We start from the raw sequence: 21,537 nt of genomic DNA, 5'->3' as shown, positions 1-21,537 counted from the left end.
ATCGCCACTATCCTTGATAATAGAGGATAGGAATACCTTTCTCAAAGCAATATCACCCCTCAAAACTGATTCTAAGCGCAAAAAAGCCATGTTTCATCTCTAAAACATGACTTTTTCGACAACCTCAGGACAGCTCAGTTTGAGCTGTCCTTTATTTTTTTGCGATTATCAATCCATGCCCCGGCCAGTTATGACTGCTGCTTCGTGGTGTATAAAAAGTATCCATTGATAGCATTTGGATGGACATATACTGATTTCCTATTTTCTAATTACGTACCGGACTGGGAGAAATTATCACATTTTCAGGTTTTTCATTGATATAAGCTGTCACATTCCCGATGGCAATTTCTGCCCGCCGAACCATGGATTCCGCTGTGGCAAAAGCGTAATGAGGGGTCAGCAGGGCATTCGTTGCCTTGAGAAGCGGATAATCATTGGGAAGGGGCGGCTCCATGTCAAACACATCAATACCGGCACCGGCGATTTGTCCTTTGTTTAGCGCGTCTGCAAGAGCCTGGTTATCTACAATGGGACCCCGTGCGCAATTAATCAGTAAAGATGTGGGCTTCATTAAAGCAAGTTTCTCGCCAGATAGAACTCCCTTAGTATCGGGGGTCAGCGGTAAATGGAGGGTAACGATGTCGCTTTCAGATATAACCTGATCAAACTCTTTGTACTGAATGCCCATTTGGAGACCTTGCTGTTTAATGGAGGGGTTATATCCCAGAATCGGGCATCCAAAAGCTTGGAAGAGGGCGGCCGTTTGAAGACCAATGCGTCCGGTGCCGATAACACCCACGATTTTACCCCTTAGCTCATTCCCGATCAGCCCAGCAATAGTCCCTGAAGTGCGTGTGGCCATGTTGGCAGCATTGATGTTTCGCAACAGGTTCAGGGTTAGACCCAAAACAAGTTCTGCCACAGAATGGTTGCTGTAACCGGCAGCGTTGCATACAGTGATTCCCCTTTCCCTGATGTCATTAAGGCCACCCAAATGATCAATGCCGGTAAAAGCCACAGAAATCATTTTTAGGTTTTTGGATGCTTCAATAACGCTGGCGGGAAAGGGCTGATTCGCTATCACCAGTATATCGGCATCAGCACATCGAAGTATCAGTTCATCTGTCGAGGCGGCGGCTTGGTCATAAGCAATGACGGTATACCCCTGATTTTGAAGTGGTGTCATCAAACGTTGAAGAGCTTGCGGGTGGATACTCAGTGGTTCAACTATTTTGATCATCATCATGGATCACTCCTTAATATGATTTAGAACTATTCAAACGTGCAATAAATTGAATGTTTGAATAATTTATACGCCTATGATATCATGAAAAGAACCATAATAGAAATACATGTTTGGAATAGATAGCATTCCTAAAAAGAATAGATTGGGGTGTGGATAATGGAACTGCGTCAGCTTGAGTACTTTGTGGAAGTGGTAAAAGAAGAGAGTTTTACTCGTGCCTCGCGGCGTTTGATGGTCAGCCAGCCTGCCATTAGCAAAACAATCAGAAGTATGGAAGAAGAACTGGGAGTGATATTGCTCAATCGGACTTCCAGAAAAATCGATTTGACAGATGCCGGATGTGCCATTTACGAAAAAGCCAGAAATGTACTGATCAGCATGGAACAATTGACGGATAATCTTGATCAAGTTTCACAACTCAAGAAAGGAAGTATTCATATCGGTATTCCTCCGGTGGTGGGTGCAGGGTTTTTCCCAGAGGTGATCAGCCGATTTAAAGACCGGTACCCGGGGATTGAAATACAGCTTATGGAAGTGGGGACCAAAAGTATTGAGCACGGTGTTATTGATGGAACGCTTGATGTTGGCGTTATTTGCAGCCTTCCTGCTGCTGATGATAAGTTTGACAGATTTTTGTTGATGAGTGATCCAATACTGTTGGTTATGCATCGCGACCACCCCCTTGGAAAAGAAAAAAGAAATGTTTCTTTTAGAGAGCTGACAAAAGAATCCTTTGTTATCTATCGCAGGGATTTTTCTCTTCATGATCGGATTCTGAGTCAATGTGAACAGGCTGGGTTTTCTCCCAAGATCGTTTGCGAAAGTTCTCAGCGGGATTTCATGACAGAGATGGTTGCGACCGGACTGGGCATTGCATTTTTACCCAAAAGAGTCTGCGGGAACCTTGACCCACTAAGATTCAAAACGCTTCCCATTGAAGGTGAACCTCTGTCTCTCGACTTATCCCTGATCTGGAAAAGAGACAAGTATGTGTCTCATGCTGCCAGAGAGTGGTTGCGATTTGTCAAAGATTCATTTTGAGTGACTTAATAAACCTGCCATAGCTACGATTTAAGCCACGATCCAATAACTGACAGTTAGTGATGGAAATGTCGAAAGCCAGAGCCCGGTCAAAGACCGGGCTCTGGCTAGTTAATTTATTTTTTAAAACAAGTCATCGAAATAGCGTATTATGCAAATGGATAATGATGGGCTATAGTATCGGTAATGATAATTGTGGTACAGAAACTGACGAGGCAGCAAAAATACAAATCATACCAAAAGAATAAAACGATGATTTTCGATCGGGATGTGTGATGCTTCACAAAAAAAGAAAACGTTTTCCGGTCGCAATAAGCCTGCGTCCTGTCAATAAGCAGGTGGGGATACAAATCGTCAAAGTGCTTGACTGTGAAATGGGTCGTATATTGGAAGTATGGTGATGAAGATCATGATGACTGAATGATTTTCGAAGTTGAGTGAAAGATAAATTTCAGATGAATTTATTTCATACAGAAGGTGGGAGTCGATGATGAAGATTCGCGATGTGCAAACGATTTTTCTTGCAAAACATCTTTATGTTCGTGTCACAACAGATAACGGACTGGAAGGGATTGGTGAATGTGGCACCTGGGGTTTTCTTGAAGCCTCAGCCGGTGCTGTGGAAGTGTTTCGCGAGTACCTGATTGGTAAAGATCCTTTAAAAATTGAATACCATTGGCAGTATCTGTACCAGAGTTTTTGTTTTAGAGGTGCTGCCATCGTAGGAGCCCTGGGGGCCATTGATATTGCCCTGTGGGATATCGCAGGAAAGTACTATGGTGTTCCTGTCTACCGTCTGTTGGGCGGTGGAGATCGTTGTCGTGATAAACTTCGGGCTTATTGTCATGTGAAGTCGCCATCAATTGAGGAGCATATTCGATTGATTCAGGAGGCTAAAAAGAAAGGATTTACGGCGGTGGGGCATCTAAATCCTTATCTCGATCCGCCAAAGGGTGAGGTTGCACCGGTGAAACCATACGCCAAAAGGGTGTCGGAAGCCATCGAACATGTCAGGCAGTTTCGGGAAGTGGCGGGGAATGACATGGATCTTTGCCTGGAAATTCACCGGCGCCTTGATATGGCGGAGGCAGTGGCTTTGGCCAGGGGCGTGGAGGAGTTTCATCCTTTCTTTTTCGAAGATCCTCTTATGCCGGATAACATAGACACCATGGGCATTCTGGCCGGAAAAATACCCATCGCCATTGCAACGGGTGAACGATTTATCAGTATTCAGGATTTTGCCATGTTATTTGTTCGAAATGGTGCGCAGTTTGCCAGGGTATCGGTGTGTGCCATCGGCGGGCTGACACCATCCAAAAAGATCGCATCCATGGCAGAGGCCTTTGGCATTCGCGTTGTGCCCCATAACCCGGGAAACTTGAGTCCGATTAGCACGGCTGCCTGTGTTCAGTTTGCCGCATCCATTCAGAACTTTGCCATTCAGGAGATTCCTGCTGATGATGGAGAGGGCCTGAAAGCGGAAATGGTGCAGACGGATGTTCGGGTGGAGAATGGGTATGTGATGATTCCTGATTCGCCAGGAATTGGAGCCTCACTGAGGAACGGCGTCGCCGACCATCCGAAATATGCTTATGCGGTACGAAAAGCAAAAGCCACCGTGCTGGACGACGGCTCCTGTGGCAATCGATGATGAGGTGACTCTCCAGACTAAGAGCGTGTAATGAACTCTTGGGCGAATGTGGTAAACTTCTGGATTTCACCGAATAGATAACGAGCTTTGTTGTTGATGTGCTTCTCTTTTTTCCAGACCATAAAAACGGTTTGCCGGGGAAGATCTTTTACAGGAATCATCACAAGATCTGGGAAAAGCTTGGCGACGCCATCAAAGACAAAGGCGCCCACCTTGCCACCCTCCACAAGGGTTTGAATCGTGTGGATTTGACTGGAATAAAGGATGATATTGGGTCGAATGCCAGCGTCTTCAAAAATGTTGTCGATGTAGGTATTATGCTTTGAGCCGCTTCGGAACATTACCAGAGGCAGATCCTTCAGCAGTTCAGCGGTAATAACTTTTTCCTGGGCCAGGGGGTGGTGAGGGGAAACGCACAACACAATGTCAACTTCTTGTAGTGGCAGGTAATTCACTTGATTGTTCTCAATGTGAACGGTGTTGGCCAGAATGATGTCATAGCGCTCGTCCACCACGCCCAGCATATTGTTTCGCGAGCCGGACTCAATGATCTGGATATTGGATGAAGGATACCGTTCTACATAAGCCATATACAGTGGAATAAAGGCGAAGGTGCCGGAGATGGGAGGCACGGCAATACGCAGGTGCTTCTGAGTCTGGCCCAGATCCAGCATATTTTGCTCCAGCGCATAGGTTTGGCCCAGAATTTTATTGATATTTTTAAGAAAATACTCTCCCTCGCTGGTGAGAATCAATCGTTGTTTCACCCTGGAAAAAAGACTGACCCCAAATTCATCTTCAAGATCCCGAATGGCAAAGGAAATACTTGATTGAGACACGTGCAACATCTGAGCTGCTTTGGTCACACTATTATGAAGACATACAGCCTGGAAGTATTCCAGTTGAAAAAGTTTCATTCTCTCCACCTCTCCTGGACGAGCTGCCGATGCTGCAGAAAGCAGCGGGGCGCATGTGACAGTTTTCAACGAAAAGGGATACCTGTCAGGGTTAGTATACACAGAGTCATCATTCGAAGCAAGCTCATCACGATGGAAATCGAGACTGATGGCGAATGAAGTTTGTTTGTGGATGAAAGAAATCAAGGAAATGAGCAAAAGCTCACAGGCAGTCATGCTAAGAATATTAAAAACAAAAAATCAACAGGGAGTGTTAATAATGAACAATCGAAAGCTTGTGATGATACCAGGACCTACCCCTGTCGTCCGATCCATTCAGGATCAGATGGGGCGTGAGACGATGGCTTTTGGAGATCCTCGATTTGTGAGTGATTTTAAAGAACTGTTGGCTGATTTAAAAACCATGTGGCATACAACGGGTGAGGTTTTTGTTGTGGCGGGGACGGGAACCATGGCCATGGAAATGGCAGTGGCTAACACACTCAAAAAGGGTGACGATGTGCTGGTTGTCTCGCATGGTTACTTTGGCGACAGATTTATTGAAATCTGTGAGCGAAAGGGGTTTGTCGTGGATGTGCTGGCCAGTGAGTGGGGATCAATTGTACCGGTTTCTGATATTGAAGCGAAGTTGAAAGAAAAGAATTATAAGGCCATCACAGTCAGTCATGTGGATACGTCAACGGGAGTCAAAGCACCGATTGATGAAATAGGAAAGATGATGAAGCAGTATGAAGACACACTTTTCATTGTGGATGGCGTCTGTGCCACCGCGGGAGAAGCGGAGTATGTGGATGAGATGAACATTGACATTTTGTTCACCGGCACCCAGAAAGCTTTTGGGGTTTCACCGGGGCTTGCCATTCTCTGGGCAGGGCCAAAAGCGTTGGCGCGTCGTGAGAGTTTGGGCAGTATACCGGAGTACTATATTGATTTTTATAAATGGCTGCCTGTGATGCATGATCCATCCAAATACTTTGCCACACCAGCGGTGAATCTGATCTGGGCCTTGAAAGAATCAGTGCGGCTCATCAAGGAAGAAGGTTTGGAAACCCGCTATCAACGCCATGAAAAAGTTGGCAAAGCGCTGCAAAAATCTCTTGAAGCCATGGGCTTTAAAGTGCTGGCTGATCGTGAATATCGAGCCTCAACACTTTCAAATCTGATTTATCCAGACGGGATCAACGACGCTGATTTCAGGAGCAAGCTATATGAGGAAGGTGTTATGGTTGCTGGAGGCCTTGGTGCCTATGCCGGTAAGATGTTTCGCCTGGGGCATATGGGGAACATCGATATGCATGACTTGGTTTCTGTTGTTTCAGCAGTTGAAAGAACGATGATTCGATTAGGTGCGGGCGTTGAGCCCGGAAAGGGGGTTGGCATATTAAGCATGGAACTATGATCAATCAAAAGAAGCGCTTAATCTGTTAAACTAATATCGGGGAGGAAAAATAATGAAAAAGAGATTACTAAAATGGATGACTGTCGTACTGATGCTGACCCTTGTTTTAACTGGATGTTCACAGCCTGCACCTGAACCTGCACCACAACAGGAACCGACCGCGGAAACACCTGCAGAAGAGACAACTGAAACTGCTGAAGTAATGGAAGAGTGGCCATTGAACCAGTTGACCATCATCGTACCCTATAGCCCTGGAGGAACCAATGATCGACAGGCGCGGGCACTGGCCCCTTACATTCAGCAGGAATTAGGGGTGCCGGTTATTGTTGAAAACCGTGAAGGCGGCGGCACGACTGTAGCTTACAATACCCATATGCAACAGGACCCAGCTGACGGTTCTCACATTATCTTTGGTCAGTTCAATGCATTTGTAACAGCCATTATTCGGGGAGCTTATGAGTACGATGATTTTCCCAATATGGGGAGCATGTCCAATGGGCATCGAATTATAGCAGTGAACCCCGAGTTTTCGCCTTTCGAAGATTTTGAAGACTTTCTGAAAAAAGTGGAAGCAAACCCCGGCGGTTACACCCAGCCAGTGGGTGCAGGATGGGGACTGGTATTTGATGAAGTACTGAGTGAAGTTGGCTTAACAACTCGCTCAGTGCCCTATGATGGCGGTGGTGCTGCAAGGGTAGCTTTCATGGCAGGAGATATTGATTTTTATGTGACTGATTATGAAAGCATGGTTTCCATCATGGAACCGGGAAGCTTTGAGGCGCTTGCACTGCTTTCAGACACATCGCCTTATGACCATATGCCGATTGCCAATGAACTGCTGGAAGCGTTGGGTTATGATATTCGTTTTCCGAATATGATTTCTCCTCGAAACTTTCAGGTAAAGCGCCAGTTCATGGAGGATTATCCTGATCGATTTGATTTTCTTTCTGAGGCACTGGTACGAGCAGCCAATCACCCGGCTTTTGCTGAGCAAATGAAGAGTGAAGGTTACATTTTTGAGCCGGCCATGCGGGAAGAGTCTGAGCATTTGTTCAGAGAAGTGTATGAAGCAGCACGTCAGTTTGAAGAAGCATTTAAATAATCAGAAGGTTCGTTTGATCAAATGAAGAAGTGGTTGCAGTCTCTGGGTTGGTCAAAGGGAGCTTGGCTGCAACCACTCTTTAAGAGCTGGATGAGGGTTTTCATGAAGAAAGGAATCTGAATGTAAGAGGTGCGACGAATGAAAAAAAAGATCACAGATATGATGGTTCTCGTCATTATAGGCGGCTTTAGCATGGCATACTTCAATGATATCAGCAGATTGGCACAACGGGAAAAATTGGTGGTACAAGGGTTGATGGCGGTTGTTTTAGTGCTTTGGGTGGTGCAGGCAGTTCGCTTGTTCATCGAAATCAGGAAGTCGGTGTCAGACAATAAAAGCCCGCAGACTCAACAAAACAAAGAAACAAAGCAGATTCACAACCAACCAACGATGAAAGAATTGATGGCTAACAAGCAAGTGCTGCTGATTATTCTAGCGGCGATTTACATGATCGTCTTCCCTTTTATTGGATTTTTTGTAACTTCCTTTATCTTTGTTTTGGCAGTGAATCTACTAATGGGAACCAAAAGCAAACTCCAGCTTTTTGCCATACCAACAGGACTTTTGATTTTTGTGTATATCCTTTTTATTCTTATTTTCAAAGTGAGATTGCCTGCAGGCATTTTCATTTAATGGGAGGCGTCGTTCATGAACTTTATTAATTCGGCGGCAATGATGGATGGATTGACCATGATCCTTAACTGGCAAGTACTCGCAGCCATTTTTTTAGGACTGGTAGTCGGAATATGTCTTGGCGGAATCCCGGGAATAAAGGGAACCACCGGCATTGCCATACTATTGCCCTTTGTGTATTTTTTTGACCCCATCATCAGTATTATGTTCCTGTCATCCATTTATACAGGATCTGGATACGGGGGAGGGGTAACGGCGGTTCTTTTGGGGATTCCAGGGTCTTCCGGTGGTGTTGCCACGGTGTTTGATGGCTATGAAATGACGCAAAACGGCAGGCAAAACGAAGCCTTGGGAATTGGACTCATGAGTTCGGCCATCGGATGTCTGGTTAGCTATGTTTTTGTCCTGTTCACCATCCAGTCCATTGGTAAAATTGTCCTGAAATTTGGGCCGGCAGAAATCCTGATGGTCATCTTTTTTGCAATTGCCATCATTGGATTATTGAAAGGCGATTTGTTCAAATCATTACTAATGGGCTCCTTCGGGTTGTTGTTAGGGACAATAGGATCAACAGCTTATGGGTCTCCGCGAGGAACCTTCGGTATTTTTGAACTGTATGAAGGAATATCGTTGGCCCCCATGACTGTTGGCGTATTGGCACTGTCTCAGATTCTGATGATTATCAATAAAAAGAACATTTTTCGTGAAGACGCTATTGTTCAAACAGAGTTCGCTGATATCCTAAAGGGGTTCAAGTTTCCTTTCAGTGATAAAATCAATGCGATACGTTCAGCACTGGCAGGCATTATTATTGGATTGCTGCCAGCAGCAGGTTCAGGGATTGCCGCAACGGTAAGCTATGGATTTGCTCAGAACTACTCGAAGAATAAAGAGAACTTCGGAAAAGGAGAACCTGCCGGTCTTGTGGCGGCAGAAACCAGCAATAACGCTGCTGAAGGAGGAGCCATGGCCACGATGATGGCTTTTGGAATCCCTGGCTCCGGAGCCTCAGCTCTGATCATGGCGGCTTTCCTGATGGTGGGGTTGGTACCTGGGCCATACCTGATGCGGGAAAATATGGATATTGCTTATGCGGTGATCTGGGGAAATATTATTACAGCTTTTTTCCTGGTAGCGGCAGGACTCATTTTCATCAAGTACTTCAGTAAAATTGTTTTTGTTCCGACTCAAATTCTGTCATCCATTGTAATTGTTTTAGCGGTGGTGGGAGCATTCTCCATGCGCCATTTATACATCGACATTTACATTTTGGGAATCTTTACTGTCTTTGCGTTTTTGCTGCGGCTGGCTGATTATTCGGTGTTGGCCCTGGTGCTTGGATTTATCCTGGGCAATGGTATGGACAGAGAAATGACCCGAACCATTACCATGTACAGTGGTCGATATGAGGTGCTGTTGCAGCGCCCGGTGTTTGTTCTTCTGGCATTATTAAACCTTGCTGTGCTCCTGACGCCTCTCTTTAAGTTGGTTTATCGTAAAATAAAGAGTTCTGCAGAGATGACACAGTAACAGTTGAAACATTGCTTGAAAAATTTCAGAAGCGGTGATTGGAAATGACTGACATTCCAGTGTTGATGGGCATATGTTTAATGGGTTATTTAATCGCTTTTATACTGGGTTTGCCAGCTCCAGGTTTGTTTGGGCCGATGTTGACAGTGCTGATGTGCCGAGGGATGGGAGTGGAGACGGCGGTACTTCCCGGAACCACAGTCGTTGCGATGCAAATGCTGCTGGGTGTTTATATTGGTGTCGGCATCAACCGGAAATCGTTAAACCAGTTGAAATCGATGGTTCAACCGGTCATTGCCATCAGTGTCTGGGTTTTTACCACCACTTTTATCATGGGGTTGATTCTTGGGAAGCTTACGGGTGAAGATCTGATGACGACTGTATTGAGTGTAGCACCTGCCGGAGTGTCAGAAATTTCCATGCTTGCCATTTCCATTGATGCCAATACAGCATATGTCGGTTTCTTTCAACTAAGTCGATTCTTACTGACCCTCTGGCTTTATCCGCTGCTTGTCACAAGAATGATCAATGAATCAAAGCATGTGTTTTGTCTGAAGTCATACAGGCGATTCATCCAGCATAAAATCAAACAGGTTTTACGATGGCGATATCTCCTTTTAGGAAAGTGTGTGCCGTTACCAGAGCTGGTGCGCACACTCTTTCCCATTTTTGTGGGGATCATTGGAGGGTGGGGTGCGCTGAAGTTAAAAGTTCCTGCAGGGCCGCTAATTGGTTCTTTTCTGGCTGTTGCTCTGGTATCATTGAAGAGCGAGGGTCTCAACAGACCCCCTATGCAATTACGGTTAATACTTCAAATGGGAATGGGTGCTACCATTGGAAACAGTATGGCAGGAAGCAGTCACCTGGTAAATGCTGAGTTAGCGGTTTTGACGGGATTGTTTTCGATTTTCATCATTTTCAGCTCCATGGGAGTATACCTTGTCCTCAGACGCATCACACAATGGGAAAAAACAACATGTCTTCTGGCAGCCGCGCCTGCAGGCACCATGGTGATGACGCTCTTGGCAGATGAGTTACAGGCGAATGCTCTGATTGTCAGTCTGATGCATCTGGCGAGACAGTTAACCGTGAAAATCATCATTGTACCATTGGTGCTTGTTTTTTTGTTATAATAAAAACATTATGAAACGGCAAGTTTCAAAATGTACACGCGGGGTGTCTGCTATTTCGTGACAAGGGCGGAAAGATCGGAGAATTCCGCCTGCTGTTGACTTGGCATGAGAATTGCTTACTATCCATATGCATGAGGATTTCGCATCGCGTGCTGCGCTGAATGTGAAAGGGTGCTCAGCAGTATAATGTCTTTAGGCGTAACAGACAGTTCAATAAGCAACTGCTGGTGTTGGGGTTATTAGTCAAAAGAGAATGGAGGAATAGACTTGAATTACAATCAATTATCTTTGGAGATGCACGAGAAACTGGTTGGAAAAATTGCGGTTATCAGCAAAACACCCGTCAACACAAAAGAAGATTTGTCAATCGCTTATACACCGGGGGTGGCAGAACCCTGTAAAAGGATTGAAGCTAATCCGGAAGAGGTTTACCGGTATACCGCCAAATCAAACCTGATTGCTGTGGTCAGTAATGGAACAGCGGTACTGGGTCTGGGCAACATCGGGGCTGCAGCCTCCATTCCCGTGATGGAAGGAAAATGTGTGCTGTTCAAGGAGTTTGGTAATGTAGAAGCCTTTCCCATTTGCCTTGATACAGAAGATCCAGAAGAAGTGGTGCGCATTGTGAAGGCCATGGAGCCTGTTTTCGGTGGTATCAACCTGGAAGACATTGCAGCACCCGCCTGCTTCGAAATCGAAGAAAAGCTGAAAAAGGTCCTGAATATCCCGGTGTTCCATGACGATCAGCACGGCACTGCCATTGTCACTGTGGCGGCAGTGGTGAATGCCCTGAAGCTGACTGGTAAAAAGATGAGTGATATCACAGCTGTTATCAACGGATCCGGGGCCGCTGGCAATTCCATTGCCGGTATGCTGACAGAAATGGGCATTGGAGACCTCCTGATGTGCGATCGCAAGGGAATCATTTCACGAAACCGACCAGACCTTGATCCATACAAAAAGAAACTCTCACAGACAACCAATAAAAACAACCTGGAGGGTACGCTTACAGATGCCATGAAGGGCGCCGACATTTTCATTGGCGTGTCTGCTCCCAATGTGGTGACCAAGGACATGGTGCGGTCCATGAATGAGAAGGCTATTGTGTTACCCATGGCCAACCCCATACCAGAAATTATGCCGGAGGAAGCGCGGGAGGCAGGGGCCTACATCATCGGCACCGGCCGGTCCGATTTCCCTAATCAGGTGAATAACGTGCTGGCTTTTCCCGGGGTATTTCGTGGAGCTTTGGATGTTCGTGCATCAGACATCAATGAAGCCATGAAAATTGCCGCCGCCAAAGCCTTGGCAGATGCCGTAGGGGATAAGCTGAGTGTGGATATGATTCTGCCACTTCCCTTTGACACTGGGTATATGGAGCAGGTGGCTCAAGCCGTGAAACAGGCTGCCATAGAGTCTGGTGTGGCGCGCATCAATTTTAACAATCAAGAATGAGGATAATGATCAGATAAAAATCTCTTTCATGCAAACTACGCCGCAGTCACAGAAATGCAATGTCTGCGGTGTAGTTTGTGTGTGAAAATATTCTGTTTATACGTCTATCCATTGATCATCAACGGCAAGGAAAGTTGAAAAGGAGTGTGATACATTGCGTGATTTTATCAATCGTTGGAAATTAATCACTTATACGATGATTGTATTGATTGTAGTTCTATTGGAACAGCTCGTACCAGAGATGACTCGCCTTCGCTTGAATTACCTATTGATTGTGGGGCTGATTATAGGAGTTGAAATATGGGAAGGAAAGAAACAGTCAGCCAAAATGAAGCCTGTGATTGATGCTGTTGAAGGTATTGCAAAAGGCAAACTGACAACCACTCTGAAAATTGGTGATCACACAACAAAAAACCTTCTGGAAATCCAAAAAAGTATGATGAAAATTATCAGTCAATATCAAATGGATAACCGTCATACGCATCAACTAGCGTCTGAAATACAGAAAATACGGAAAAAGTTCAAGGAAATAGCACTAATCTACTATACTGATAGTACCGGTCAACAGCTGTTTTCGTCTTTAGGAGATCAGCTGGTAAACAATGGAGACCGGGACTTTTTCAAAAAGGCTCAGAGTAGTGGACGACCTCAGATTTCTGATATGTTGGTATCAAAGGCGACGGGAAAACTAGCCATAGTCATTGCGGTACCCTATACTAGAAATACTGAATTTGCCGGGATTTTTGGTGCCACCATTGATATTCAGGCTGTTAGCTCAAGGGAAGAAAAGCTTCAAAATGCAATTATTGGAAGCGTTGAGAGTTTAAGAATACTTGTGAACCATGTGGACAAAGCAGTAGAGCATGTGTATCATGCTGCTGAAACGCTCACTACCATTACTCAACAATCAGCCCAGGCATCAGAAAACATTGCTTATTCAACAGTTAAAGTAAACGAAGGAGTAGTGGATCAGAACAACGTCATCAATGATATCTCTGATGTGACCGCTAAACTGGCAGGTGAGATTCATCAAATTCACGAGACGACACTGACTGTTCAAAAAAATAGTCAAGAGATGAGCTGTTATGCAGACCAGGGACAGAAAAAAGTGCAAGTTACAATACAGGGAATGACTGAGTTGGAACACAGCAGCCAGAAATTAACACAAACCCTGAACCATATTTCAAATAATTCCAATCGTATGGACATGATTACCAAAAGTATACAGAGCATATCAGAACAAACAAATTTGCTGGCTCTTAATGCCGCCATAGAAGCTGCAAGAGCAGGAGATGCGGGAAAAGGCTTTGCTGTTGTAGCTCAGGAGGTCAGAAAGCTGTCGGAAGATGTTGGTGAATCAAGCCAACAAGTGAATGAACTAATTCAAAAAATGCAAAGCGATATTGCAGAAGCGCATTCGGTGGTCATATCTGATGGCGAACTGGTAAAGAGTAACCGCGAGCAGATTCATCATATGGGAGAATCTTTGGTACAGATTCTGGAAAAATCAAATCTGGTAAAAGAAAACCTGGTTGCTGTGACTGCATCTATCAGTAAAGAAGTGGACTTCAGCAGACAGGTTGCAAAGTCTGCGTCTATTATCGAAAATAAAAGCCAGGCAATTGTGGAAGAAATACACAGTGTTTCTGCAGCTACACAAGAACAGACTTCATCATTGGAAGAGATTGCCTCTTCAAGTGCACAACTTCGGGAACTGGCAGAAGATTTGAATCAACGCATTTCAACCTTTCAATAATGTGGAACTGAGTGAGTGTCTGATAGCAGATGCTAAAGCACCAAACCTCAGATGTTATTGAGAGGTAAAAATATGTTAGAATACAATCATTATGCTGACGATGTGTCAGTGGAAACTGCAAACAAACCATAGAACAAGTTTTTGATGATACAAGCAATTTAAACTCTCAACGAAGTGGAAGCCTGAACTTTTTCAGTCACTAAGTACTGGAACTCTGATAAGAGATGAAAGTGTGCGAAGAATGGTCGAATGATATAGTGGAATACACTCTATTTTCAAATGAAGAAAGCTGCAAGAAAGTGGTGGCATTCGTGAACAGGAAAATCTATTACCTTGCCCCCTATGAAGAAATGATTTCACTGGCCAAAGAAGTGTTGCGGGAGTATCGGGATATTGAGATTATCCACGGACTTCTCTCCCAAGGACTCCAAAAAGCCATGGAACTGGAACGCAGGGGCATGGCGGATGTGTTTATTGCCAGAGGCGGTACAGCAAACCTTCTAAAATCTCAGGGAATCAAAAGCCCAATTGTGGAGATGCAAATTTCCATTTTTGATGTGATTCGTGCTGCCATGGAAGCGCGCCAAGTTGATCAACGGATTGGCTTGGTGGGCTTTCCTGGCATGTTTTGTCAGCTGGATGTGGTGGAAGCAACTTTGAACGTGACCTTTGAAGTGCTTCCCTTGCAGGTGGAAGAAGACATCGAAGGAGCTTTTGACCTGATTCAGCAAAAGCAAATGAATGTGTTGGTGGGTGGTGTGATTTGCTGTAAGGAAGCTGCTCACAGGGGGATACCCAGCTTTTTAATTAAAACAGGAAAAGAAGCCATTCTTTCAGCTGGGCTTGAAGCCTTGCGTTTATCGGAAATCAAGCGGCGGGAAGAGTCAGAAAACCAGCAGATTCATGCCATCATGGATTGTGCCAATGAAGGGATCATGACGGTGGATCCCCAGGGAAGGGTGGCTATCTGCAATCGGGCTGCTGCAGAGATCATCGGGTTAAAGCCTTATGAGATTATTGGAAGAAGTGCGTCGGAGTTCAGTGATCACAACGTGATTCAGGAAGTCATGAAAAGTAAACAGATGAAGCTTGGCATGATGACTAAAATGAATCAAGCCCAGGTACTAACCAACCATGTTCCCATCCTTTTAGGGGAAGAAGTGGCCGGGGTGGTATCTACCTTTCAGAATGTGACTAAAATTCTGGAATATGAGGAAATGATCCGAGAAGAGCTTAGACCCAGATCCAATGCGGCCAGGTACACTTTTGATGATATCACAGGTAACAGCCAAATCATTCGTCAGACGATGGAAAAGGCCCGAAAATACGCACGCTCGGATGCCAGCGTGCTGATATTGGGAGAAAGCGGCACTGGAAAAGAAATGATGGCACAGGCCATTCACCAGAAAAGTCGCCACCGGGAAGGCCCCTTTGTGGCGGTCAACTGTGCGGCGCTACCGGCAACTCTTCTGGAAAGCGAGCTTTTTGGTTATGAAGAAGGAGCTTTCACAGGTGCGCGAAAAGGCGGGCAAAAGGGTCTTTTTTGCCAGGCTGATGGGGGAACCATCTTTCTCGATGAAATCTCGGAGATACCCCCAAACCTGCAAATGCAGCTTCTACGCGTTCTACAGGAAAAAGAAGTGCGGCCTGTGGGTGGTTCCAGGCTGCAGCCGGTAAAGGTGCGGGTAATCGCTGCAAGCAATCGGGATCTGAAGACAATGGCCAGAGAAGGACACTTCCGCCAGGACCTGTATTACCGCCTGAATGTCCTGCACCTACAACTGCCTCCCCTGCGCCACCGGCTGGAAGACATGAAAGCTCTCCTCACAGCCATGGAGAAAAAACGAAGCAGTCGGACTGTCACAGGTCCATCTCTGACTGAGCGATTGAGTTCGGGAGCCATTCGGCGGTTGAAGGACTACGACTGGCCAGGCAATATCCGTGAGCTGGAGAACATGGTGGAACGGCTGCTCCTTTACGCTCCCCAAGATTCTGAAATAGACGATCAACTGCTGAGCCTGGTGATGGAAACACCCCAGGTCGCTTCGCATGCGTTATCCAGCAGCGAAATGATACAACTCACCGGTACGTTGAAAGACATGGAACGCCAGATTATCTGTACCGTACTGGAACGGGAGGGCGGCAGTGCCACGCAGGCGGCTAAGCGACTGGGTACCAGCCGAACCAATATATGGCGCAGCGTTAAGGAAAATCAGGAGGGCGTACTTCATGAATAGACACCTTGCACTACTGGCCACCAGCCCCGATTTTATGGAACTGATCCGCCAACAGGGTTCGCTGTCGGACATTGGCATCCAGCCGTTCCTAATCCAACAGAAGGGGCAAGTACCCAGAGAGATGATGGAACGCTCGTCAAAATGGGAAGCCATTTTATATGAAGGGCCTGATGCAGAAGAAGTTCAGCGTTTATTTCACATTCCTGTGATTCAGCTGCAGGTGGATGATTGCACCATTATGGAAGAGCTTTACAGGGCCAGCCTTACAGCCGACTCGATTGCCATGTTTTTTGAGCGCAAAAGGCACCTGGCAGTCGACCTGATTGAAGAGCTGCTGGGAATCCGATTTCGAGAAGTGCTTATCAGGAAAGGGCCTAACAACGAATTGATGTTTCGAACATTGGCAGCCCAGCAGATTGAGCTGATTGTGACGGAAGCGTGCTACGCCCATGAGGCTGCAGCATACGGTTTTCAGGTAAGAACCTATCACTGTGGCCTGAAGGCGCTGGAGAGAGGCTTGGAAGAAGCCGCAAAAGCGGTGGAGGTACGGCGAAAGGAACAGTATCAGAAAGAGTATGTGAGTGCCGTGCTGAACTACGCTCAGGAAGGAATTGTTGCCGTAGATGAAAATGGCTGCATCACGGCAGTAAACCCGGTGGCGGCAACGGTTTTTGGTATCGGTGGACAGCAGCTGCTGGGGAAAAAGGCAGTGGATCATCTGCCCAATACCCGTATGAACCAAGTCATTCAAACCGGTGAGCCAGAGCTGGGAAAGCTGCAGGCAATCGGTGGTAACCGAACCATACTCGTCAACCGGGTGCCGATTCTCCATAACAGCACTGTTAAGGGCGCGGTGTCCACTTTCAAAGATATCACCCGCATTCAGGAGCTGGAACAACAGATTCGATCCAGTTTATATCTCAAGGGCCATTATGCCCGGTATGAGCTGAAGGACATCATCGGCCAGTCAGAGCGTATCCGGGAGGTAACTACCAAAATTCGCCTCTATGCAGCCTCCAGGGCCACAGTGCTGATCTCAGGAGAAAGCGGCACCGGTAAAGAACTGGCGGCTCACTGCCTGCATCAGTTGAGTGATCGGGCACAGGGACCATTTGTGGCCGTTAACTGTGCCACCATTCAGGAGAGCCTCATGGAAAGTGAGTTTTTCGGGTATGAAGAAGGTGCCTTCACAGGTGCTGCCAAAGGAGGAAAAAAGGGGCTCTTTGCACTGGCTCATGGGGGAACTATATTTTTGGATGAGATTGACGGCATCAGTGAGCAGATACAGCTGCGGCTGTTGCGCGTACTGCAGGAACGAGAAATCCGACCGGTTGGTTCCGCCAAAATCCTACCTGTGGATGTGCGGGTCATTGCAGCCACCAACTCACATATGAGTCAACGGGTTCGAAAGGGGCAGTTTCGAGGGGACCTGTACTATCGACTCAATACCCTGGAAATTGAGATGCCGCCCCTGCGTGACCGGCGTGAAGATATTCCCCTGCTGGTGGATTTCTTTATGAAGAAACACGGCAACCAGTTCCAGCCCCAGGAGATGCCGCTTAACGAGACGAAAGAACGCACACCCAACAGTTGCAAGATCACTTTGGGAGGGATGGAGTTGCTAAAAAATTTCTGGTGGGAAGGCAATGTGCGTGAGCTGGAAAATACCATGGAGCGCCTGGTAGCGCTGATGCCGGAGGATGGGCACATCGACCGGGAACTGGTGGCGGAAGCCCTGGAAGGGAGAATCGGCTGGGAAAGTGGAAACGGGGTTACGATTCCCCTGGAAGGCACGCTGGCTGATCTGAAACGACAGATTATTAAGGAAACGTTAATGCAGCATCATGGATACCGAAAAAAAACAGCTGAGCAACTGGGGATTTCGCCCGTCCATCTTTCGCGGCTGCTCAAACAGATGAACTGCTAAAGGCAGTTGCCTATTAACAGAATGGAACGGAGGGTTACAAAATGTAGCCCTCTGTTCTGTTTTTGTTGAAGCCGACGGCTGAAGTCCGCCAATGGAGCCAAAGATGAAATTGGCACGGGATTTGCAATTGATAGGTGCGATACAGGGAACGATCAATGATGCCACATAATCAGAAAATCGCAAAGGAAAGGAGGAAGAGGGTTCACGTCTAACTGCAAGACCGGACTTATTATCACTGGAACCAAAGAAAACATATTTTAAAGGAGGATTATGAACATGAATGAACAGGCTGTTATCAATGAAAAAAACATTCAGGAAGCTGCACAACTGGAAAGCAAAGCTTACACCATTATTGGGTTCCCTGTACCCCTCTTTGCAGTGCTGGCTGCCGTGACCCTGGCTGCCATCATGACCGGACGTCTTCCCGGGGGAATGATTGGGGCCTTTGCCTCTATGATCATCTTAGGGGCCATCTTCTTTGAAATTGGTACCCACACCCCTATTGTGAACACCTATCTGGGAGGTGGAGCCATTGTCTGTATCTTTGGCAGTGCCGCATTGGTCCACTACAACATACTGCCTGAAGCAACCGTAGAGACCATGTCAGTCTTTATGCGCGGCGGTGGCTTCCTGGATTTTTACATTGCAGCTCTTATCACCGGCAGTATATTGGGAATGAATCGCAAGCTCCTCATTAAAGCTTCCGTTCGATATTTGCCAGCCATTCTGGGTGGCGTTATTGCCGCCATGGGAGCTGCTGCTGTGGTGGGAGCTGCCATCGGATTTGGAGCAAAAGAAGCCATGCTTTTCATCGCTTTGCCCATCATGGGAGGAGGCATGGGAGCTGGTGCCGTGCCACTATCCCAGATTTTCGCCCAACCGTTGAATCTGGAGCCCGAAGGTGTGTTGTCAATCATGGTGCCAGCACTTGCGATGGGGAATGCAGTTTCCATTGTGGCTGCCGGCTTACTGAACAAACTGGGTAAAAACAAACCCAGTCTATCAGGCGAAGGAGAACTAATGATCGCAAAAAATGATGTGGCAGAAAAAGAAATTGTCCCGGAAAAAGAACTGCCGCTTGATATTAAGCTTATGGGAATGGGAATGCTGATGGCTACTGTGTTCTTCACCTGGGGTAACTTCCTTGGCAAATTTATCCCCGCTGTCCACCCCTACGCACTAATGATTATTACAGTTGCTGTTTTTAAAGCTTTTGGATGGCTTCCCCATAAGTACGAATCTGCTGCCAATCAGTGGTTTCGTTTCATCATGGGCTACACGACGGGTGCTCTTCTAGTGGGTATTGGAATTGCTTTCACAAATCTGGGGCAAATCATTGAAGCCTTCACCATTCAGTACATTATTCTTGTCGTCGTTGTAGTGATTGCCGCTATTCTGGGCTCTGGTTTTGTGGGCCGTCTCATGGGCTTCTATCCCATCGAATCCTCCATTACAGCAGGCCTTTGTATGGCTAATATGGGCGGTACAGGAGACGTGGCCGTGCTGTCAGCAGCAGATCGGATGATACTGATGCCTTTTGCGCAGATTTCATCCCGCATTGGCGGAGCCTTTATGTTGATTCTGGCCAGTTTCCTCATCAACTTGTTCCTCCGCTGATCAGTCCCACAAGCTGTGACCCGGCAAAGGACAAGAGACAATCAAAAGGCCGGGTCTGCATCATTTTTGATATACTGAATCTACCAATGAACTGAGAGGATGAACAACATGCATGCCATTGAAAAAATCATGGCGCGGGCTGCGGGGGAACCCCAGGTCAAAGCCGGAGAGATTGTAACAGTGAAGGTGGATTTCGCCGAAGTCAACGACCTTTACCTTCAGACGATCTACTCTTTCAGGGAAATGGGGGGCACCAGGGTATGGGATCCGGAAAAAATTTGTTTTGTCTTTGATCATTATGCTCCTGCGCCCACCATTCGATCTGCCCAGATTCACAAAGAAATGCGGGAGTTTGTCAGGGAACAGGGTCTCACTCACCACTTCGACATCAATACGGGTGTTTGTCACCAAGTGATGCCAGAGGCCGGCATTGTGCGGCCGGGAATGATTTTGGTGGCTACAGACTCCCATACCACCACCCATGGAGCTTTTGGCGCTTTCGGCACCGGGGTGGGTGCCACAGACATGGCCACCATTCTCATTTCAGGGGAAATGTGGATGCGGGTACCGGAAGTGATGAAAATAGAAATCAACGGCGTGCTGCCACAGGGAACTTTGGCCAAGGATGTGATACTTCATGTCATGGGCCAGCTGGGGGCCAGTGCCGCTGTGTACAAGGCCATTGAGTTTTGCGGCACCTATGTGGAAGGCTTAGGCGTCAGCGATCGGATGGTACTGTGCAACATGGCGGTGGAAATGGGCGCCAAAACCGCTTTTATGGTTCCCAACGAAGCCGTTCTTAGTTATGTGAGCCAGCGCTATGGCACTGACTTTAAAGTGCCTGTCACCGATGACGACTTTGAATACCCGGTAAGCCATGTGTTTGATGTGAATGGTCTGTCGCCTCAACTGGCAGTGCCTCACCGGGTGGATCATGTAATGCCCATTGACCAGGTGGAAGAAGTGCCAGTTCACCAGGCTTTCATAGGCTCCTGTACCGGTGGAAGGCTGGAAGACATTGCTGTTGCAGCTGATTTACTTCGTGGCAAAAAGATTCATCCCGACTGCCGTCTGGTACTGATTCCTGCTTCCAGCGAAGTGTTCCTTGAAGCCAATAGGAAGGGCTACATTGAAGATTTGATGAGAGCCGGGGCCACCATTTCCACTCCAGGCTGCGGGCCTTGTCTGGGAGCGCATGAAGGGGTTATTGCCGAGGGAGAAGTGTGCATCTCTGCCACCAATCGGAACTTTCCTGGCCGCATGGGCAGCACCGGCGGTGCCATTTACCTGGGATCACCTGCGGTAGCAGCTGTTTCAGCCCTTATGGGGAAACTGACAGATCCGCGAAAACATTGGGGAGGTGAATCTGCATGAAGCTTGACAAAGGCACCGTTCACATCGTGGGTGACCACATAGACACAGACCAGATATATCCGGGGCGGTACATTGAAATCACCAACCCGGCAGAGATTTCAGACCACTGCCTGGAAGGGGTGGACCCCTCTCTGCGAGGGCGCATGAAACCTGGAGACTTTGTAGTGGCCGGTCAGAACTTTGGCTGTGGTTCCAGCCGGGAGCATGCGGCCATCACTTTGCTTCATTCAGGCGTGGGGGCAGTGGTGGCGGAATCATTCGCTCGGATTTTTTACCGAAACGCCATTAATCTGGGGCTGCCGGCTATTGTTTGTCCGGGTGTTTCTCAAAAGGTGACTGATGGGGATGAAATATCACTGGACGTTGCCGAAGGCCTGCTGATTAATCACAGTACCGGAGAAACGCTGAAATGTGAACAGCTTTCAACGTATGTGATGGAGATATTATCAAACGGTGGAATCAAACCGCTTTTTCGAAAAAGACTGTTGGAAAAAAATGACTGATACTCAGATGAAAAAG

At 46.9% G+C, this 21,537-nt stretch carries 16 protein-coding genes; 14 read left to right on the top strand and 2 right to left on the bottom strand.

What is annotated here, in order from left to right; genetic code table 11:
- Window positions 1-265: 265 nt before the first annotated feature.
- Complete coding sequence (locus tag AAIG11_RS16250) at window positions 266-1,243, bottom strand: NAD(P)-dependent oxidoreductase (protein ID WP_343187287.1); 978 nt, start codon at window positions 1,241-1,243, stop codon at window positions 266-268.
- A 159-nt stretch (window positions 1,244-1,402) separates the two neighbouring features.
- On the opposite strand from AAIG11_RS16250, the gene AAIG11_RS16245 reads away from it, so the two are divergent.
- Together AAIG11_RS16245 and AAIG11_RS16240 are read left to right on the top strand one after the other, a co-directional pair.
- Window positions 1,403-2,287, top strand: a complete 885-nt coding sequence (locus tag AAIG11_RS16245) for a LysR family transcriptional regulator (protein ID WP_343187286.1) — start codon at window positions 1,403-1,405, stop codon at window positions 2,285-2,287.
- A gap of 487 nt (window positions 2,288-2,774) precedes the next feature.
- Window positions 2,775-3,938 carry a mandelate racemase/muconate lactonizing enzyme family protein gene (locus AAIG11_RS16240; RefSeq protein ID WP_343187285.1) on the top strand — a complete coding sequence of 388 codons (1,164 nt, stop codon included), beginning with the start codon at window positions 2,775-2,777 and terminating at the stop codon, window positions 3,936-3,938.
- 17 nt (window positions 3,939-3,955) lie between these two features.
- Here the strand turns inward: AAIG11_RS16240 and AAIG11_RS16235 are convergent, their stop codons facing one another.
- A complete protein-coding gene (locus tag AAIG11_RS16235) occupies window positions 3,956-4,855 on the bottom strand; it encodes a LysR family transcriptional regulator (protein WP_343187284.1) in 900 nt (299 codons plus the stop codon).
- 259 nt (window positions 4,856-5,114) lie between these two features.
- Here AAIG11_RS16235 and AAIG11_RS16230 point away from each other — a divergent pair, with 259 nt between their 5' ends.
- From AAIG11_RS16230 to AAIG11_RS16175, 12 genes are all read left to right on the top strand, one after another.
- Window positions 5,115-6,254 carry a pyridoxal-phosphate-dependent aminotransferase family protein gene (locus AAIG11_RS16230; RefSeq protein WP_343187283.1) on the top strand — a complete coding sequence of 380 codons (1,140 nt, stop codon included), beginning with the start codon at window positions 5,115-5,117 and terminating at the stop codon, window positions 6,252-6,254.
- 52 nt (window positions 6,255-6,306) lie between these two features.
- Window positions 6,307-7,356 carry a tripartite tricarboxylate transporter substrate-binding protein gene (locus AAIG11_RS16225; RefSeq protein WP_343187282.1) on the top strand — a complete coding sequence of 350 codons (1,050 nt, stop codon included), beginning with the start codon at window positions 6,307-6,309 and terminating at the stop codon, window positions 7,354-7,356.
- Between the two features lie 138 nt (window positions 7,357-7,494).
- Window positions 7,495-7,989, top strand: coding sequence for a tripartite tricarboxylate transporter TctB family protein (locus tag AAIG11_RS16220; RefSeq protein WP_343187281.1), 495 nt, complete (start codon window positions 7,495-7,497; stop codon window positions 7,987-7,989).
- A 15-nt stretch (window positions 7,990-8,004) separates the two neighbouring features.
- Window positions 8,005-9,519, top strand: a complete 1,515-nt coding sequence (locus tag AAIG11_RS16215; RefSeq protein WP_343187280.1) for a tripartite tricarboxylate transporter permease — start codon at window positions 8,005-8,007, stop codon at window positions 9,517-9,519.
- A 44-nt stretch (window positions 9,520-9,563) separates the two neighbouring features.
- Complete coding sequence (locus tag AAIG11_RS16210) at window positions 9,564-10,652, top strand: AbrB family transcriptional regulator (protein ID WP_343187279.1); 1,089 nt, start codon at window positions 9,564-9,566, stop codon at window positions 10,650-10,652.
- A gap of 267 nt (window positions 10,653-10,919) precedes the next feature.
- Window positions 10,920-12,107 (top strand): NAD(P)-dependent malic enzyme, encoded by a 1,188-nt coding sequence (locus AAIG11_RS16205; protein WP_425499433.1) that lies wholly within the window; start codon window positions 10,920-10,922, stop codon window positions 12,105-12,107.
- Between the two features lie 154 nt (window positions 12,108-12,261).
- Window positions 12,262-13,863, top strand: a complete 1,602-nt coding sequence (locus AAIG11_RS16200; protein WP_343187278.1) for a methyl-accepting chemotaxis protein — start codon at window positions 12,262-12,264, stop codon at window positions 13,861-13,863.
- A 257-nt stretch (window positions 13,864-14,120) separates the two neighbouring features.
- Complete coding sequence (locus tag AAIG11_RS16195) at window positions 14,121-16,100, top strand: sigma 54-interacting transcriptional regulator (protein WP_343187277.1); 1,980 nt, start codon at window positions 14,121-14,123, stop codon at window positions 16,098-16,100.
- The gene (locus AAIG11_RS16190; RefSeq protein WP_343187276.1) at window positions 16,093-18,027 is read left to right on the top strand and encodes a sigma-54 interaction domain-containing protein; all 1,935 of its coding nucleotides are present in this window, start codon (window positions 16,093-16,095) and stop codon (window positions 18,025-18,027) included. Before AAIG11_RS16195 ends, AAIG11_RS16190 begins: the two co-directional genes overlap by 8 nt.
- A gap of 276 nt (window positions 18,028-18,303) precedes the next feature.
- Window positions 18,304-19,644, top strand: coding sequence for a 2-hydroxycarboxylate transporter family protein (locus AAIG11_RS16185; RefSeq protein ID WP_343187275.1), 1,341 nt, complete (start codon window positions 18,304-18,306; stop codon window positions 19,642-19,644).
- Between the two features lie 99 nt (window positions 19,645-19,743).
- A complete protein-coding gene (locus AAIG11_RS16180) occupies window positions 19,744-21,018 on the top strand; it encodes a 3-isopropylmalate dehydratase large subunit (RefSeq protein ID WP_343187274.1) in 1,275 nt (424 codons plus the stop codon).
- A complete protein-coding gene (locus AAIG11_RS16175) occupies window positions 21,015-21,521 on the top strand; it encodes a 3-isopropylmalate dehydratase small subunit (protein ID WP_343187273.1) in 507 nt (168 codons plus the stop codon). The genes AAIG11_RS16180 and AAIG11_RS16175 overlap by 4 nt, the downstream gene beginning before the upstream one ends.
- Window positions 21,522-21,537 lie beyond the last annotated feature (16 nt).

It is taken from the genome of Anoxynatronum sibiricum (genome assembly GCF_039414295.1).
Classification (GTDB): Bacteria; Bacillota; Clostridia; order Peptostreptococcales; family Tindalliaceae; genus Anoxynatronum; species Anoxynatronum sibiricum.
Note: the sequence above shows the minus strand (reverse complement) of the source record. Positions and strands in the feature narration are given on the sequence as shown.

Coding starts and splice junctions, on each gene's coding strand:
- AAIG11_RS16240 (WP_343187285.1), top strand. CDS start 2,775: ATGATGAAGATTCGCGATGTGCAAACGATTTTTCTTGCAAAACATCTT.
- AAIG11_RS16230 (WP_343187283.1), top strand. CDS start 5,115: ATGAACAATCGAAAGCTTGTGATGATACCAGGACCTACCCCTGTCGTC.
- AAIG11_RS16225 (WP_343187282.1), top strand. CDS start 6,307: ATGAAAAAGAGATTACTAAAATGGATGACTGTCGTACTGATGCTGACC.
- AAIG11_RS16180 (WP_343187274.1), top strand. CDS start 19,744: ATGAACAACATGCATGCCATTGAAAAAATCATGGCGCGGGCTGCGGGG.
- AAIG11_RS16210 (WP_343187279.1), top strand. CDS start 9,564: ATGACTGACATTCCAGTGTTGATGGGCATATGTTTAATGGGTTATTTA.
- AAIG11_RS16185 (WP_343187275.1), top strand. CDS start 18,304: ATGAATGAACAGGCTGTTATCAATGAAAAAAACATTCAGGAAGCTGCA.
- AAIG11_RS16215 (WP_343187280.1), top strand. CDS start 8,005: ATGAACTTTATTAATTCGGCGGCAATGATGGATGGATTGACCATGATC.
- AAIG11_RS16190 (WP_343187276.1), top strand. CDS start 16,093: ATGAATAGACACCTTGCACTACTGGCCACCAGCCCCGATTTTATGGAA.
- AAIG11_RS16250 (WP_343187287.1), bottom strand. CDS start 1,243: ATGATGATCAAAATAGTTGAACCACTGAGTATCCACCCGCAAGCTCTT.
- AAIG11_RS16245 (WP_343187286.1), top strand. CDS start 1,403: ATGGAACTGCGTCAGCTTGAGTACTTTGTGGAAGTGGTAAAAGAAGAG.
- AAIG11_RS16220 (WP_343187281.1), top strand. CDS start 7,495: ATGAAAAAAAAGATCACAGATATGATGGTTCTCGTCATTATAGGCGGC.
- AAIG11_RS16175 (WP_343187273.1), top strand. CDS start 21,015: ATGAAGCTTGACAAAGGCACCGTTCACATCGTGGGTGACCACATAGAC.
- AAIG11_RS16235 (WP_343187284.1), bottom strand. CDS start 4,855: ATGAAACTTTTTCAACTGGAATACTTCCAGGCTGTATGTCTTCATAAT.